This window comes from Spiroplasma endosymbiont of Cantharis nigra (assembly GCF_964019925.1).
Classification (GTDB): Bacteria; Bacillota_I; Bacilli_A; order Mycoplasmatales; family Mycoplasmataceae; genus Spiroplasma_A.
On sequence record NZ_OZ026470.1, the window covers coordinates 876,070 to 894,779 of the forward strand.

Below are 18,710 nucleotides of genomic sequence, written 5' to 3' on the forward strand. Positions count from 1 at the left end.
CATTCATTTTTATTTTAAAGAAATTCTTCCAATTCTTTTAAAATTGCTACATTATTCATATATTATTATAATGTAAAAAGATTAAGGAGCAAAACAAATGAAAACTATAGTAATTGGAACTAATCATGCTGGAACAACAGCAGTTAGAACTTTAAGAAGATTAGATAAAAACATGGAAATTACAACTTATGATCAAAATGATAACATATCATTTCTAGGTTGTGGAATCGCTTTATGAGTTAGAGGAGAAGTAAAAGACCCAAATGGTTTATTTTATGCTTCACCTGAAATTCTAGAAAGTGAAAATATTAATGTTAAAATGCAACACCAATGAATTGGTATGGATGCAAAGAAAAAAACAATTAGAGTAAAAAATTTAAAAACAGGAGAAGAATTTGATGATAATTACGACAAATTAGTAATAGCATCAGGTACATGACCAATATTCCCTCCAATTGAAGGAATTGATTTAGAAGGTGTTCAAATTTGTAAGAATTTCCACCATGCAAAAGTTATTAAGGCTGCTAATGATAATCCTGCAATTAAAAAAGTTGCTGTTGTTGGAGCTGGATACATCGGAGTTGAATTAGTGGATGCTTTTGTTGAAAACAAGAAAAAAGTATCATTAATCGATATTGCAGATAGAATTATGCCAGTTTATTATGATAGTGAATTTACTGGATTAGTAGAAGAAACAATGAAGGAAAAAGGAGTTAACTTAGCTCTTGGACAAAAAGTTGTTAAATTTGAAGGAAAAAACGGAAAAGTAACTAAAGTTATTACAGACAAAGGTGAAATTGCAGTTGATTACGTAGTATTCTCTGTTGGAGTTATTCCTCAAACACAATTATTAAAAGGTGTAATTGATCTTGATGAAAGAGGAGCAATTAAAACAAACGAATTTATGCAATCTTCTAACAAAGATATCTATGCAGTTGGTGACTGTGCTCAAGTTTACAACTGTTCAATGAAAAAAGATACTCAAATCGCATTAGCAACTACTGCTGTAAGAACTGGTATCCTAGCAGCAGCTAACATTACTCAAGGAAATAAATTAAAAAGCCCAGGATTCACTGGAGCAAATGGAATTGAAGTATTTGGATGAAAAATGGCTTCAGTTGGTATTTCTATGGAAGCATGTAAACGCTTTGGACTTGATGTAGAAGAAGTTATGTTTAAAGATTCTGATAGACCTGAATTTATGTCAACTTATAAAGACGTATGAATTAAAATTATTTGAGAGAAAAAATCAAGAAGAATTATTGGGGCACAAGTTGCTTCTGTAAATAACCATACAGAAGTTATGTATATGTTTGCTTTAGGAATTCAAAAAGGACTTACAATTGATGAATTGCCATTAGTTGATATCTTCTTCTTGCCTCACTTTAATAAACCATATAATTTTATTACATTAGCTAGTTTAGAAGTTTTAGGATTAAATTATTTTAAAAAATAATTTATAAATAGTAAAAAAAATGGAATTTGAATTCCATTTTTTTTACTTCTATTTTAATCCTAAAACTATACCATTTTGTAAATCAATATCTTTTGAATTTGGAGTTTTATTTAATCCAGGCATGCTCATAACATTATTGGTATAAACGAGAATAAATTTAGCTCCACTATTTACAATTACATCCTCAACAATAATTCTATAGTTTTTTAGTTTATCATCATTTCCATCAATTGAATTTGCTGATTTAACCATACATACTGGAAGATTTTTATATACTGTTTTATTAATAGAATTTATTTTTTCTTGAGCTTTTTTGCTAATTTCAAAATCATTCAAATAATAAAAATCATTGATTATTTTTTTTATTTTTTCTTCTATTTTTTCTTTCTCCTTAATTAAAATTTTAAAATTTTGTTTGATATCACAAATTTCAGCTACTTTTTTAGCCAAGGCTTGAGCGCCTACTGCTCCTTTAATATAAGCTTCATTCATTTCTCATAAATAGTTATTATCATCTAATCATTTTTTCAATTGCTCCAATTGCTCTAAACTATCATTTTCAATAAAATTTATTGCAACAATTAAATTTAAATTATATTGGCTAACATGTTTTAAATGTTTTTCTAAATGATCAAAATTATTTTCAAAATCTTTGTGCAAATTTAGTGCTCTTAAAGTGACAACCATTACTGTGCAATCTGGGATTAAATCATTATCTTGATTTACTACATTGATGTATTTTTCAAATCCTAAATCACTGCCAAACCCTGATTCAACAATGCAATAATCTGATAAATTTAATGCTAAATTTGTTGAAATAATTGAGTTTGTTCCTGTAGCAATATTTGCAAAGGGACCACAGTGAATTAAAGCCGGAGTATCATATTTTGTTAAAACTAAATTTGGTTTAATTGCATTTTTTAAAATAGCCATTAGAGATCCTGTAATTTTTAATTGCTTTAAAAATATCTCTTTCCCTTTTAAATCATAGGCAATTAGAGAATTATCTAATCTAATTCTTAAATCTTCTAAACTTTTAGATAAGCTTAAAATTGTCATCATATTACTTGCTGCAGTTATTGTAAATTGTTCTTTTCTAGAAATTTTACTACTTATTTTAATATCAACATTTCTTAGAGCTCTATCATTTAAATCCAAACATCTTTTTCATATAACTTGATTTGGATCAATTTTAATATCACTATTTCAATAAATTTCAGAGTCTATCTGTGCTGAGATTAAATTATTTGCTGTTGTAATAGCGTGAATATCTCCAGTAAAGTGTAAGTTAATTTCATCCATTGGAATAACTTCACTTTCTCCTCCACCAGTTGCAGTTCCTTTTCTACCAAATACTGGTCCTAAACTAGGTTCTCTAAGAGCTAAAATTACATTTTTACCAATATGAGTCATTCCATCAGCTAAACCAATTGCTGTAGTTGTTTTACCTTCTCCTGCTGGAGTAGGATTTATTGAAGTCATCAATATTAACTTACCCTTTTTATTATTCATATACTTTTCATAGTTAATTTTTACAATATTTTTGCCATAAAAATCAAAATCTTTTTGATCAATTTTTAGCTTATTTAATACTTTTAAGATTTTTTCCATTATAATCACCTTTAGAATGTTTCTTAGAAAGGATTTAAGTCATGAATAAAATAATAGATGGTAAATTTTATGCTCAGGAATTAAATACTCGTCTCAAAAATAGTATAGAGCAAATAAATGGAAAAAGAAAACCAAAATTAACAATAATTCAAATTGGCGATAATTTTGCAAGTAATAAGTACATAAAAAATAAGTTGAATGCTTGTAAAAAAGTAGGAATAATTGGAGAGTTAAAAAAGTATCAGGAAAGTATTAAACAAAGTGAAATAATTAGAGAAATTGAAAAATTAAATAAAGATTTAACAGTTGATGGGATAATTGTACAACTTCCATTGCCTTCACATATTAATGAAAGAGAAATTACAGATACAATTTCTCCTTTAAAAGATGCTGATGGCTTCAGTCCTGTAAATTTAGGAAACGTAATGTTAAATAAATCAAATATTTACCCAGCAACACCTTATGGAATTATAAAGTTACTAGAGTGAAAAAAAATTAATTTAATTGGGGCAAATATTGTAATAATTGGAAGAAGCAATATTGTAGGAAAACCTCTTGCTAATATGCTTATTAATAAATCAGCTACAGTTACGGTGTGCAATACTAAAACAAAAGATCTAAAAAGTATTTGTAAAAATGCAGATGTTCTAATTAGTGCTGCTGGTGTTGCAAACTTAGTTACTAAAGATTTTGTGAATAATAGAATGACAATAATTGATGTAGGTGCTAATTTCGTGGATGGCAAGTATTGTGGAGATGTGAAATTTGATGAGGTATTTAAAATTGTTAAATATATTACACCTGTTCCAGGTGGCGTTGGTCCTATGACTATATCTTGTTTATTAGAAAATACATTTAATCTTTATAGTCAAAAGGAGAACTAATTGTTCTCCTTTTTATTATTTTTTAATAAAGAATTTGTTATTAATAAAACTGAAGCAATAACTACAAAAGAGGACATAAGTAAAATCATCCCTAATATAGAAGCCTTAGTTAATAAAATAATCATAAAAAATATACTAGCAATAATTAATGAAAAGAAAGCATTCCCCATAACATGATCAATAATCATAGCTAATGAAAACTCTTCGTCGGTGACAATACTTTTAAATCTTTTAGCTTTAGTTTTTTCAATTAAAGCATAAGCAGTTCCAAATATAAACATTAGAATAATTAATAAAGAGTAGTAAACATTATTTATACTTGAGAAATTGACATAAATACTTGCTATTAAAAAACTTATAAACCCAATAACAGATATTATAGTTAATAGCATTGCTATTCTATTTACATTACTATTTTTAAATTTAATTGTTCCAAAAATTGCTTGAGCTAAATATTTTGAAATAAATCCAAAGATTAAAAATAATAATAATGACGTATTTTTTATTTCAGTGCTTATAATAATTTTATTATTTTCAAAACTTAGAAAAAAGAACAATACTAGGGATCAATCTAGAAATTTAAAAAATCCTATAAAATAATTTTGAATAAATATCTCAGTAAAAAATTTCTTATTACTTTTTAATGTTTTAAAAGAATCCTTATTAATATTTAACACATTTCCCTCAGACATAATATTTGCATTAAATAAGAATAAACTAATAAGAATAAACATTACTGCTATAAATAAGAATAATATGTATAAACTTTTTGAGTAATAATTTATTAGAAAAGGTATTGGTAGTAATAAAAAACCAAAAATAGAATTATATTTAGAGGTTTTATTTTTTAATCCATTCCTTCTTTCAAAACTTTTTATAATCTCAATATTTATTGGTAACAGCCCTGCTACAAAAATTCCAAACATAATTAATCCAGTAAATAATAATGAATTAGCCAGAGTAAAATTATTTGTTTCAAATGAACTAAATGTAAATACCAAAGCAAACAATAATCCAATTGAGTTAATTTTTAAAATATTTAAATTACCAACTTTTTTAGCTAATTTAATTCACGATGGAGTTATAAATAACATCATTATAGGAACAATTATTATTGCTGCCAAATAATTAATATCATTGAATTTAGTTACCATTTTATATGGAACAAAACTAAAATAACTTATTAAAATCATCATTGAAATAATCATAGATGCCAATTGAATATTATAATTCATTTTTTTATCTGAAATCTTCAAAATGTTATTCTCACTTTCTTCAATATATTTTTTGAATGAAATATTATATATAGATGAATATCTTCCTTCAATTTTTAAAAATAGATTTTGAAATCTTTTTAATAAGAAGGGTGTTATTACACAGTACATAAAAAATATTATATAAGCCTCATGTAAATGTGTTAAATATAATGAGTAACCTTCAGTCTTACCATACGTAAAAATTGATACTAGCAAATATAAGGATGTAATCATTAGAGCAAATACTGGTGCAATTATATAAACTACAATTTTGTTTTTTAATAAAAAATGTCTAAATAAAATTATAGTTATATTAAAAAATAAGTAAATTGCAATTGTACAAATGCTTAAAATAATATCTATTGGCATTAATAAACTTAATAGTGATATTCCAATTGTTGATAAAATTGAAATATTAGCTTTCAAAAACAATGCCGTTAGTAGAATAATTAAAAGTGTTAAGTCTACACCTGGTAAAGGTGAAAAAATTAGTTTTAAACACATTGCTAATGAAATCATCATAGCACTCGAAGTAAGATCTAAAATCTTATTACTGACATTTTTATTCATTTTCTATATCCTCTCTTTTATAAATTTATAAAAGAGAAAACGAAAAGAAGTTCACCATACTCTTAACTAAAAAGCTCATAATTATTTCCTTCTATCTTATTTTAAAGTTAAACTCTCCATTTTCATTATCAAATATAACACCATCTCCATTCATTGAAAGTCTATCATTATAGATTTGAATCTCAACTTCTGAATGTGGTTGTTCAAAATAATCACAATTTTTATATCTATCTGTTATTTTTATTACTCTTTGATTTTTACTACCAATAAGTCTTCTATTTTTATCTAAAAGTTTCATAATAAATGGTCCATCAATTAAAATATCTATATTTTTTAAAATATCATTATGTTCTTCTAACATTTGTTCATAAATATATCCTGTAAAGCAAATTACTGATAAATTATTTTTTTGACTTCAAATAACAAGTTCCTTTAAACCATCCGGTTGTAAAAAAGGTTCCCCACCAATTAGAGTGATACCTTCAATATTAAATAAAGTCTTTGCCTCTAAGATTTTCTCATAAATAAACTCATTTGGCATAAACATCTTTTTTTCTAAACCTAATAATTCCTGATTCGAACATCCATTACATCCTATAGTGCAACCTTGAAATCAAATAACAAACCTAATTCCTGGTCCTTCAATTTCACTATTCATAAGAAATTTTCCAATATTTAAATTAGCCATTAATATTAAATATTATTTTTCCTTCATTTGTTGAAGTTAAAATTTTAGTTCCAGTTCTTATGTTTTTTAAATTCTGAAATATAAATTCTGAAAGTGGATCTACTAAATTAGTTTCAAGAGAATTTAAAACATCTCTTCCACCTCTTCTTTCATCAGCATTTTTTAATATAATTTCAATTAAAGTTCTATCAGTTAAATCAATATGCAGTTCAGCTTTATACTTTTCATAAATTGCAATTTGAATTGGTTTTACTTTTTGACGTATTATTTTTGCCTTTAAATTTAAATCCTTTATAAAATTGAAAGGAACTATATTATTTCCAAATCTACCTAAAAGCTCAGGTCTATTTAATTCATTTGTAAAATGATTTTGAACTTTTTTTATAAATTGATTATGAACTTCGCTTGCACTTTGATTGGGATCAACTTCTGCTGCTCCAATATTTGAAGTAAATATTATAAACGACTCACTAAAACTAACTGTTTGGCCAGTATTATCCGTTAATCTCCCATCTTCAAGAATTTGTAAAAATTTATCAAATATTTTGGGGCTTGCCTTTTCGATCTCATCAAATAAAATTACACTAAATGGCTTTTCTTTTACTGAATTTGTTAATTGTCCTCCACCCTCAAAACCTACATATCCAGGAGGTGCTCCAATTAATTTCTGATCTGCATTTTCTTGTCCATACTCTGACATATCAAACCTAATAAGGTTTGCCTCATCATTAAATAAAAAAGTTGTAATAGCTTTTGCAAGTTCTGTTTTTCCAGTTCCTGTTGGACCTACAAAAAATAAAGTTCCCTTTGGTTTACTTCTTTTTGAAGAAAAAGTTATTCCAGTAAGTCCAGTATAGGCCTTATAAATTACTTTTGCTACTTTTGCAACAGCCTCATCTTGTCCAATAACTTTTGAAGAAAGTTCTTGTTTTATAGTCAACATTTTTTCATAACTTAATTCTTCTCATGGTGAAGTCTTTTCTCCATAATTATATATATTAAACATTTTATTAAAAGTAAGTGGTGTTGCAAAATTACAGCTAAACTTTGCAAAATGAGATAATTCTTTAAGTGTTCAACCTTCTGTTGCATCAACTATATTTTCAAACTCAGTTGATATATCTGTAACTTGAATTCTTAATTTAATTGTAGATAAAAATTGCTTTCTTTCAGCTCTACTTGGTTTTGGTAATGTTGAAATAATAATTTCAGGATTATCTAAGTATAAACTAGGTGGTAATTGATTTATTTTCTTAGTTAAAAAAACAATACAATTTGTTAGTTCATCAATCCTTGAAATTGAGAATTTAGATTCTTTTAATGTCTTTGAAAATTCTGTTAAAATAGCTCTATCATCAACATCTAATCCTTGGTCACTAAAAACAAAATTAGTATAATCTGCTACAAAACCAATTTTTCTTTCATCTTCTCTATTAATATTTTTATTTAAAAGAGTAAAGAAATCAATTGGTTTTTTTAGAACTAAATGATCTTTAAAATCACTTTTATCAATATCACCACTAAATAGCTCATCGAACTCATTACCAATAAATTCTGCGCTACTTAATTTACTTGAAGAACTAGTTATTAGACTAGTTATTTTTTTTCCTTTTAGGCCAGAATTTTGGTCAAAAATAAATTTATCAGAGTATTTTTTTTGATCAAAAATACTAAAAATTATATCGTGGATGTTTACATATTTACCCTCGAATTCATAAATATCATCTATATTACCCTCAATTATAATTGCCTTTTTAATACCTATTAAATTTTTTAATTGGTTTAATTCTCTATTTACACTCATAAATTCACCTACTTACTTGAGTTATTATTTTTTTTGTTATTTATATTTTGCTTGTTTTTAGCAATATATTTTGGTTCTCTATACTGCTTATTAAATTCTTTACTTGAATGTAAGTTAAATTCTTTAAGCCTATTTAAAAAAGCCTGAGCATCAGCATCATGCTCATGACCTTCAAATCCCTCTCAATTATAAACAAAACTTCCATCTAATTTTACAACAAAGTCTGCTGTTTCACCAGTCAGTTTTTCACCATGAATAAGGATTAGATTTTTTTCTTCTATTTTTCTTATATTTTCTTCTTTTACTATATAACCAACTTCTCTTATTGACTTAACGATTTTTATTACATTATCTTTTCTAATTGCTTCTTGTTCTGCCAATTTTGATGAAATTATAAAATAATCTTTTATATCTTTTTGATAATTTTTTGTTTCTTTTAAAGAAATTAATTTATTAGCCTGATCTTTAATAGCAATTAATACATCCGAATCCTCTTTATATAATTGAATTGAATTTTCAACTATTTCCTTACTCATTACTCTGTTAGAAGTTTTAAACTGCTTTAGTTCTTCAGTTATCAAATTAATTATTTCTTCAGGTTTTTTATTAATTATTATATGCTGATTTTTTTCAAACATTTCTTTAATGTAAATCTTATCTTTTTCATTTTTATATTTACTAATTAATTCATTTTTAAAATTTATTAGATCCTTAAAATTATCTTTAGTAAATACTTTTAAAATATTTTCTTGTTCTTTTATTAATACATCTCTTTTTAAACTAACCACCTGAGCTTTAAATTCAGCTATCGTATCACGTTTTCTCTCTGCATATCTTTGAATCTCATGATAAGTTTCAATTGCAACATGCGTATTTGTAGAAAGTTCTCTTTCATAAGTATTTCTTGCTAAATCCTTTTCTTCTTTTCTTAATTCTTCTAACAATTTTTCAATTTCTTTTTTATAGAATCCTGAATTATCAATTTGTTCACAATGTGATATTAATTCAATAATATATTCGATTAATACATCAATATCTTTTTTGATAAATGAAAACTGTTTTTCACAATTAATTAAAATTTCTTCAGCTGACATACTCATGCTTATTTTCCTCCAAACATATTAGTATACTTTGATAAATCAGTTTGTGTGTATTTTCTTTCTTTTCCAAAAATAATATTTAAAGCCTTTTTATAATAGTTATCATTATTTTTTAAAATCTTATCTACAATTTCAGGCCTATTTAAAACATTTTTAACTCATATTAATTTTAACTCAATTGGCATATTATATATTTTTTTATCTATAAATTCGTTTATATCATTTTCTATTTTATTTATATAATTTCCAGCCATAATTTTAACTTTATAATCTATTATCTCTTCTGTTTTCTGAAGAAACTGTTCACTTTTATATTTGTAATAATATCTATAAAAATCTGTTAATGAGTCAGATAAGTTTAAAAGATACTGATCAAAATTTTCAATATCTAATGAGTTACCAACCAACTCTATAATAGAATCCAATAAAAATTTATAATTTTCTTCTACAAATTTATAGTTAGAAATATATAATTCTTTAGTTATTCTTCCAATGATATTTAAAGTTTGAGCATGTTGAGCTCATACATCAGAGTTATATTTATTATCAACAAACATCTCTGCTCTATTATTTGTTTTGAAGTATTTTGTTAAGACACCTAAAGAATCTCTAACATTATATTTTCAACCATCAATTGAATTTTTTTCTAAATAACTATTAATTCTATAAATATTTTCAATTGTACTTTGCATATTTATTTTGTCAAATATATCCAATATATTTTTTGTATCAATAAATTGATAATTTTCTAATATATCAAACAACTCATCATCTGTTCTTTCATTAGATATTTTTATAATTAAATTTTTTGCAACTCTTTCTAATATTAGAGATAATTTTCTATCGGTTTTTTCTGCTAAATATTGCTTCATAGCATTATAATTTTGTCCAAAATCAACTGTCTTAAGTAAAAACTCTTCAAGAATTACAGATACCTTTTCTTCTAAACCAAGACGTTCCAAAATTAAGTATATATTCATTGATATATCATATTTTTTATTTATAAGTGAGTCTTCAAATTTTTCTAAGACATTATCTATACTAGATATAAATAAATTTGCTAAATCAAGCGGCTCGGTTGGGTTTTTATATTTATAAATAACAGGAATATTAATATTAATAGAATCAAAAGATTTATTTGCCAATAAAAAACTGTTCGCTATATTTTTTGAATCCAAATAAACAAAAGAATTATTTTGAAAAATTTCATTTTCAATATGACCAACATAAAAAATTAGTTTATTATCTATTACACTTATTGTTTTTGTATTTCTTTTGGAATTATAGAAAATAATTATTTCAATATTTTTTGCTAACTCTTTACTCTTTATAATCTCATCATCTGATTTTATAAATTGATCATTTATTAGCATTAAATTATAGCTTGTTTTAATATTTAAATTTGAAAATAAGTCTGGGTTAGACATAAAGTCATTTTTATTTTTTATGTGTAACTCTGGCATAAATAATTTTTTTATTTTTTCATCATACTTACTTAAAATACTTTTTAAAATATCTAATGCCATATTAGGATTGAATCTTAAATAGTCATCAAAAAAAATACTTTCAGTTTTAATTTTATAAGTACCATTATCAAATAACTCAATTCAAGCTTCTATTGCTGCTGTATCATTTTGAATATACTTTTCAAAATTACTAACATCATTTATTGATTCCTGACCTTCATTTATAACATCCCTTAAAAAAGAGTTATCTCCAAAAATGTCAGGATTTTGGCTTATAAAGTCAGAACATGAATTATAAAGTCACTCATTATTTGAAAATTCTTTTTTATCAATTGTTGTGGAAAGTTTGTGAGTAAATTTAACATCTTTTACTCTTTTTTTTCAATTAATTTCTTTAATAACTTCTTTATTCTTATAAACAGGATCTATATAAAATTTTATATCTTGAAATTTATTATCTTGAGATATTGTATAAGTTCCCTTTTTAAACTCTTCTTTTAATTTTAAATCAATTGAAAAATTATTAATTGGTGTATTCATATTTAATAGTCCCACGCCAACTTTATTTTGACCAATTTCTATTACCTTAAAATTTATTAACTCTCTTAAAGCTCTCTCAAAAAGAATTTTATTTTTAATATTAAAATCTTCTTCCAAAATATCATTAATATTTTTATTTTTATTGGGATGTTCTATTATAATTAATAAAATTAAAAATTCCATAAATGTAGGTTTTCTTATTTCAGAATACTTTATTTTTAATGGTATATAAAATTTTTCATATTGAATTTCAATTTTATTAAATATCATATCTCTATTCCTCCATTATTTCATTGGGTTTAAGTAAACAACCTTCAAAGTCAAGTTTTGATATTATATCAGCATAAACTTGATAACTATTTGAAACACTTGGGTCATCAATAGTTGGTATCTTAACAGTTATATCATTAACTGCTCTTTGAGCTCCTATTATTATTAATAATTCTCTTGCTCTTGAAAAAGCTACATTTATTCTTTCATATTTTTTTAAAAAGTCTCTTCCAGATTTAGTTGATAATTTTTCTGGATTTCTTACTAAGTTTACTAAAACATAATCTGCTTCTTTTCCTTGAAAATCATCAACTGTATTAATTACTATATTGATATTTTTAAAGTTAGCAATATTGATCTCTCTTTTTAGTTTATTTACATGTAGTCCATAAAAACTAATTACAGCAACACTTGGTTTTAATTTTTGTTTTTTTTCTAAAACTGCTTTATCAATTTTAATTAACAATTGCTTGGTTAATTTTATTTCTAAATCATTAAATAAACTAGTTGAAAAATCTTCAGTTTGTTCATAACTAATTTCATTTTTTGCATTATATGTAGAATCAACTCAATAAGAAGAATTCCTTGAGTTAATTATTTCTTTATTAAAATGATTAATAATTTTTAAGTCATGTCTTTTTTGTTCGCTTACTTGTGACTCAACTTTTAGCTGACCATCATAAAATTTATTTACAATTTCCATAATCTGCTCATGACTTCTATATTGAGTTTTAAGAATAGTAGTTATATTTTTATTTTTTGCAGATATAAGTTTCTTAAATGCGGAATCATCTAATAATTCATACATTAAATTATAATTGTAATCTTTATTAAAATGTTTATTAACATCTTCAACATCATTTGGTTGTAATTTTAATATTGGTGGTAATTGTCTGTAATCACCTACTAATATTAAAGCTTTACCATAGATTAAAGGCATTAAGATTTCCAATATAGTAGCCTTTGAAGCCTCGTCAATTATAACTACATCAACATCCATGTTTCTTAAATTTAATTCCTCCAACCCTAATTTATTGGCAAAATTATCTTTTGTAAATTTAAATAAATTTGTAGATGTTAGTGTCATTGAATATACGTTAACTAAGTTATCCAAAATAGTTTTTATGTATTTTTGACTATCTTTAAAAGTTTGGCCTGTAAAATTCTTTGATGCAAGTTCTTCCTCAAAATTATTTGTTATTTTATAATTGTCATTTAAATATTTTATTATTGAAGAGTACATTTGCGAAAAGTTTTCCTTTCTTACTCTACCATGTTTCAATTTTTTCTCTAAATTTTTTAATTCCGATTTTACTTGCTCTTCTAAATCAATATCAGTTAGACCAAGGTCTAATGAAAATTTATCATTAACTACTTTTATTAATTCTCTAAGTTCCCTAGCACTTGAACCAGCATTTTCAGCTAGATTATTTTTTGTAACTATCAATTGATTTTTTTCAATTTCAAATTTATCTAAATCAAAATCTGAAAATACTTCATTCTCTTTATTTTGTAATCTTAATTCTATTTCTACTTTTAAATTTCTTAGACTAACTAAAAAAGATTCAAATATTTTATTTAATTCATTAACTTTAATATCAGTTCTTAAAATTTGCTCCAGACCTTCAATTCTGCTTTCTTCTTTTTCAGCTAAATCAAAATCAGCATTTCTTTTGTACTTGTTTAAAATTAATTTTGATTTTTTAATCTCTAAAAAAGATTCATTTTTATAATAAACTTCATTTACAATTTCCTTTATTAATAAGTAAGGGTTTAAAAAATCCTTTGGATCAAAATTTAAATTTATATAAACAAAATTATTTAATTCAAATTTAATTGAGTTTTCATAACAATTAATTATTTTTTCACCAACATTAATTAAGGCATCAAATTCTTTTGTCCCTATAGTTTCAATTAAATTTATTACATTTATTAATTCCTCTTTTAATAAATTTTTTGATCTAACCTTCTCCAGATTTTTTTCTTTAAAGGCTGTTATTTGATTATTTAAATCATCTATTTTTTCTTGAATACTTCTAACCTGATTATTATTTTGATAAAAACTTTTATTCGCGTTTATTAATCTTTCTAATTCACTTTTATAATTATTAAACTCATTTATTAAATTTTCATCATTGTTCATATCATCAAAAGCTCTTTTTCCAATAGCCTTATAGTAATTGTAAAGAACTCTATCTGGTGAATAACCATTTGAAGATTGTGATTTTATATTTAATTGATTTGTTAATCTTATTTTATTAATATTGGGGTCAATTGGTAATCTATCAACAACATTTTTAATGGCTTCATGATTCTGACTTGATATAAGAACCTTTCTGTTCATTTTTGCTAATTGAGTTATTATTTCACTAATTACTTGAGTCTTTCCAGTTCCAGGAGGTCCTTGTAAAAGAAAAATATCTTTTGTATTAACAGCTTTTCTTACCGCATCCTTTTGTTCAGCATTTAAACTAAAATTAAATTCTGTATCTTCTATTTTAATATCATTTGAAACCTCTGATAATTCTACTAGCTTCGTATTAAATAAATAATTTATTAAATAAGGATTTTTTGTATTTCCCTCTGAAACTTTTTTTATTACTTGTTTAGATCTTTCGATTAGAACATCTTCACCAATTCCAGTATATGCAATGTATCCTGAACTTAAAGATTCTAAATTACTATTTGAAAATATTGCCTCATCAAAATCTTGCTCAATTTCAAAGTTTATTTTTTTGACTTTTCATTGTTGCATTTCTTTTGGGTTATTTTTCATTAATATATCAAACTCATTTTTTTCTCCAAGAAAAATATTTTTGCTATTTTTCATTCAATAATTTGCAAAACTTATTTCTTCCTCTCAAACACCTAGCATATTTGATACTTGCAATATATTTTTAATTTCATTAATTTTATCCAGATCGAAATCAAAAATTTCATGAATATTTTTAATAAGTTCATGCGTAGTTAAAATATTTTTATTCATTTTTATTGGTACAAGAGATAAGTCTTTTGTTTTTTTAATTCTATTAATTTTTTCTAATTCATCAGTTAAAAGGTCCAAAGTAACTACATAAGAAATTTGATATGGAATTCTTTTATTTTTTAAATAAGATTCTGAATTTACTAATAAATATTTATATGCTCTAGTTTTAAATTCTTTAATCTCATATTCGAATAAGTTAGAGTCAAAATAAATTTTATCTATTCTCATTACCTTTTGATAGTTTAAACCCAAATAAGGTAAAGATTTTTTTCTATCTAGTTTTAATAAATCGTCACTAAATTCTAAATAGTTTAGTCATTTATCTTTTTCTTCTTCAAATGTAGATAGTAACTTTCCTATTTCAGAAAGATTAGAAGAATTTAAAACATTTCTTCTAATTAACTCTTCATCTTTAATTTGACCTTGATTTCTAATTATTAGAATTTGTGATTCTTGTATTATTGTTTCAAATTCTTGAGCTACTGGTTTTAATCTTGTCATAAATATAGAACTTATAATAAGAGAAGCATTCATAGTATCAATGTTTACATAAAATCCAAGATAAGTTCCTTCGGGTAAAAGACTTTGATTTTTTGAGTCCAACTCAATTCTTATAATTCCATTATAAGAAGATTTGTTTTTATCTTTTTTAGAGAACTGTCTAGTTTTGTTGTCCAAAAGACAGATAAAAGATTTTTTAGCAAGAGAACTTCTCAAAAAGTTTTGAAACTCCACACAAGTGTTTATGCCTCTTATATCTAGTTGCTCTATTATTTGATCTAAGCTAGATGGATTTTCCTTAAATTGAACATTTTGTAAAAAAGAGAAGTCTAATATTATTTCTTTAACTGAATTATTTTCAATAATATTTGACATAAATTAGCCCTCACTTTTGTCTTAAATTATTATAACATTTTTAGTTAATTAAAAAATATCAACCAAAAGGCTGATATTAGAATTTAATCTTGATGTGGTGCAAATGGGTCAATCACTGCCAAAGTATTTGGGTTTTCTCTTTTTAATACTTTTTTATCTACTTCATAATGATTTCCATTAGACATTCTAATTCAATCAAGTAAATCATTTGTTTCTGAGATTTCTTCAAAGAAATCAATTGCAAATCATTCATAGAATTTCACTGTTGTAAAATCTGATTTTTCCTTTGCATTTTTTGTGAATTCATCTGTAATTTTTGCAAAATGTGTTCTACAACTAATGTACTCTTGCAAAATTTCTACAATGTTTTTAAAATCCTTATTTTTAATTTCTATTGAAGATATTTTATATCCTTGACCCTTATCTAAAAGGTAATTCATTATTCTTCTCTGATGTAAAAATTCATCTTGAGCTTGTACTTGAAAAAAGTGTGTAAAACCTGGATAACCAAGTTCATCACATTTTTTACTCATATTAAAACAATTTAATTGCATCTTAATATGTTCGTTAATGTAATCTTGAAGATTACTTAAAATTAATTTATCCATAAAAATCCTCCTTTAATAATTTTATTATAATCTCTTGAAATTATAAAATATGTAAATTAAGTAAAAAACTTTTAAGTTAACTTATTTAATAACAATATTTACAATTTTATCTAAAACAGCTATTTCTTTTAATGTTTGCTTGTTTTTAATTTGCTCTCTTATGACATCTAGAGATTTAGCTTTCTCTATTAATTCCTCTTTTTGAGTGCCTTTATCAACTTCAAAAGTTGCTCTTAACTTACCATTTATTTGAACAGCAATAGTAACAACTGAAAGAGATAATTTAGATTCATCATAATTTGGCCATGTTTCTAAACATACACTTGATTTATTGCCCAATTTTTCTCATAATTCCTCAGCTAAATGTGGAGCATAAACAGAAAGCATTTTAATAAAGTTAAAAATATATTCTTTATAAATTGGTTGAGTTTCCTTATAAACTGAATTTACAAACATCATTAATTGTGAAATTGCAGTATTAAATTTGCAATCTTCAATCATTTGAGTTGTTTTTTTAACAACATCATTATAAATGAAATCAAGGTTATGATTATTTTTATCTGTTAATTTAATATTTTCAATCATTCTATATACTCTATCAAGTCATTTTCTAGCTCCGTCAAGTCCTTTATAACTTCAAGGTAAAGAAGCCTCTAATGGTCCCATAAATACCTCGTATAACCTTAATGTATCAGCTCCATGTGACTCAATAATTTCATCAGGGTTAATTACATTACCCTTAGACTTACTCATTTTTTCACCATTATCTGCCAAAATCATTCCTTGATTTATTAATTTTTGAAATGGTTCTTTTGTTGGAACAACTCCTAAATCAAATAATACTTGATGTCAAAATCTTGCATAAAGTAAATGAAGAACTGCATGCTCTTGACCACCAATATAAAGGTCAACTGGTAATCATTTTTTAAATAATTGCATTGCCTCTTTTGATTTAATATCTACTAAGTTGTTAGGACTTGTTGTCAAAATGTAGGCTAAATAATATCAACAACTTCCAGCTCATTGAGGCATTGTATTGGTTTCTCTTTTTGCTGACTTGCCTTTAAAATCTATATTTACTCAATTAGACAAATTTGCTAATGGTGATTCGCCAGTTCCTGAAGGTTTAATATAGTCTGTTTTAGGTAACTCTAATGGTAAATCCTTTTCATCAATTAAAGCTATTTGACCATCTTCTAAAAAAACTATTGGAAATGGTTCACCATAAAATCTTTGTCTTGAAAATAGTCAATCTCTTAATTTATAGTTGATTTTTTTTTCAGCTTTTTTTATTTTTTCTAATTTATTAATTACTAAATCAATAGCTTCTACTTTTGATAAACCATTTAAAAAATCTGAGTTAATTATTTTCGACTCACCCACAAAGGCTTTTGATTCATCTTTGGTTTCTAATACAAATTTTATTGGTAGATTATACTTTAGTGAGAATTTTCAATCCCTTTCATCATGACCAGGCACAGCCATTACTGCACCTGTTGCATAATCATTTAATACATAATCTGCTACCCAAACAGGTAATTCTTCTTTTGTAAAAGGATTTATAACATAACTTCCTGTAAAGATACCAGTTTTATCTTTTGAGTCATCTTGTCTTTCAATTTCAGTTTTACTTTTTGTTAAAGTAATATATTCTTGAACTTTCTTTTTATTTTCTGAAGTAGTTAATTTTAAAGTTAATTCATTTTCTGGAGCAAGAACAATATATGAAACTCCAAAAATTGTATCTGCTCTTGTTGTAAAAACATTTATTTTTTCCTTATTATCTTTAACATCAAATTTTATAATTGCTCCTTCAGATTTACCTATTCAATTTTTTTGTAATTCTTTTACTGAATTTGGTCATTCTAATGAATCTAAACCTTCTAATAATCTATCTGCGTATTTTGTAATTTTTAAAACTCATTGCTTCATTGGTTTTTTCACTACTTCAAATCCACCAATATCAGAAACCATTTTTCCATTCATTGAAACAACTTCTTCATTTGCAAGAACAGTTCCTAGTCCTTCACATCAATTTACACTTACTTGTCTAATTTCAGCTAATCCCTTTTTATAAAGTTGTTGAAAGATTCATTGCGTGATTTTATAATAATTTGGGTCGCTTGTATTTACTTCTTTATTGTAATCATAACTAAAACCCAATTTTTTTAGTTGTTTTCTAAAAGTAATAATATTTTTAGCTGTAAATTCTCGTGGATCATTTCCAGTTTTTAAAGCATATTGCTCTGCTGGAAGACCAAAGGCATCTCACCCAATTGGATGAAGTACATCATATTGTTGCATTCTTCTCATTCTTGCAAAAACATCTGTTGCAGTATAACCTTTAGGATGACCAACATGAAGTCCTGCTCCACTAGGATATGGAAACATATCTAAAATATAAGCCTTTTTATCTTTATTGCTAGTTGTTTTATATGTATTATTTTCTTCTCAAAACTTTTGTCATTTTTTTTCTATTGCTTTATGTGAAAATTCCATTTTATTACCTCTTTTATTAACTTTAAATATTTTACATTAAATATTAATTAGTGGTAATGTTTAATGATAACAAAAAAAAACTTAAACATAAGTTTA

11 protein-coding genes are annotated in these 18,710 nt (G+C 24.7%); 2 read left to right on the top strand and 9 right to left on the bottom strand.

What is annotated here, in order from left to right:
- Nucleotides 1–97 precede the first annotated feature (97 nt).
- Nucleotides 98–1,456 (top strand): FAD-dependent oxidoreductase, encoded by a 1,359-nt coding sequence (locus tag AACL04_RS03810; protein ID WP_339029706.1) that lies wholly within the window; start codon nucleotides 98–100, stop codon nucleotides 1,454–1,456.
- A gap of 48 nt (nucleotides 1,457–1,504) precedes the next feature.
- Here the strand turns inward: AACL04_RS03810 and AACL04_RS03815 are convergent, their stop codons facing one another.
- Nucleotides 1,505–3,067 (bottom strand): formate--tetrahydrofolate ligase, encoded by a 1,563-nt coding sequence (locus tag AACL04_RS03815; protein WP_339029708.1) that lies wholly within the window; start codon nucleotides 3,065–3,067, stop codon nucleotides 1,505–1,507.
- A 41-nt stretch (nucleotides 3,068–3,108) separates the two neighbouring features.
- Between AACL04_RS03815 and AACL04_RS03820 the strand changes: the two genes are divergently transcribed.
- A complete protein-coding gene (locus AACL04_RS03820; protein ID WP_339029710.1) occupies nucleotides 3,109–3,951 on the top strand; it encodes a bifunctional 5,10-methylenetetrahydrofolate dehydrogenase/5,10-methenyltetrahydrofolate cyclohydrolase in 843 nt (280 codons plus the stop codon).
- Here the strand turns inward: AACL04_RS03820 and AACL04_RS03825 are convergent.
- The 8 genes from AACL04_RS03825 to leuS form a co-directional block, all read right to left on the bottom strand.
- Nucleotides 3,948–5,777 (bottom strand): hypothetical protein, encoded by a 1,830-nt coding sequence (locus tag AACL04_RS03825; RefSeq protein ID WP_339029712.1) that lies wholly within the window; start codon nucleotides 5,775–5,777, stop codon nucleotides 3,948–3,950. The genes AACL04_RS03820 and AACL04_RS03825 overlap by 4 nt on opposite strands.
- Before the next feature lie 91 nt (nucleotides 5,778–5,868).
- On the bottom strand, nucleotides 5,869–6,435 hold the full coding sequence (locus AACL04_RS03830; protein ID WP_339029714.1) for a 4Fe-4S single cluster domain-containing protein: 567 nt from the start codon (nucleotides 6,433–6,435) through the stop codon (nucleotides 5,869–5,871).
- A 22-nt stretch (nucleotides 6,436–6,457) separates the two neighbouring features.
- Nucleotides 6,458–8,269, bottom strand: coding sequence for an AAA family ATPase (locus AACL04_RS03835; RefSeq protein WP_339029716.1), 1,812 nt, complete (start codon nucleotides 8,267–8,269; stop codon nucleotides 6,458–6,460).
- An 8-nt stretch (nucleotides 8,270–8,277) separates the two neighbouring features.
- Complete coding sequence (locus AACL04_RS03840) at nucleotides 8,278–9,369, bottom strand: hypothetical protein (RefSeq protein ID WP_339029717.1); 1,092 nt, start codon at nucleotides 9,367–9,369, stop codon at nucleotides 8,278–8,280.
- 2 nt (nucleotides 9,370–9,371) lie between these two features.
- Nucleotides 9,372–11,645 (bottom strand): hypothetical protein, encoded by a 2,274-nt coding sequence (locus tag AACL04_RS03845; protein WP_339029719.1) that lies wholly within the window; start codon nucleotides 11,643–11,645, stop codon nucleotides 9,372–9,374.
- A 4-nt stretch (nucleotides 11,646–11,649) separates the two neighbouring features.
- A complete protein-coding gene (locus AACL04_RS03850) occupies nucleotides 11,650–15,507 on the bottom strand; it encodes an AAA domain-containing protein (RefSeq protein ID WP_339029721.1) in 3,858 nt (1,285 codons plus the stop codon).
- 83 nt (nucleotides 15,508–15,590) lie between these two features.
- Entirely contained in the window at nucleotides 15,591–16,115 is a 525-nt protein-coding gene (locus tag AACL04_RS03855; protein ID WP_339029723.1) for a ferritin-like domain-containing protein, read from the bottom strand.
- A gap of 81 nt (nucleotides 16,116–16,196) precedes the next feature.
- Complete coding sequence (gene leuS, locus AACL04_RS03860) at nucleotides 16,197–18,614, bottom strand: leucine--tRNA ligase (RefSeq protein WP_339029724.1); 2,418 nt, start codon at nucleotides 18,612–18,614, stop codon at nucleotides 16,197–16,199.
- Nucleotides 18,615–18,710: the final 96 nt, after the last annotated feature.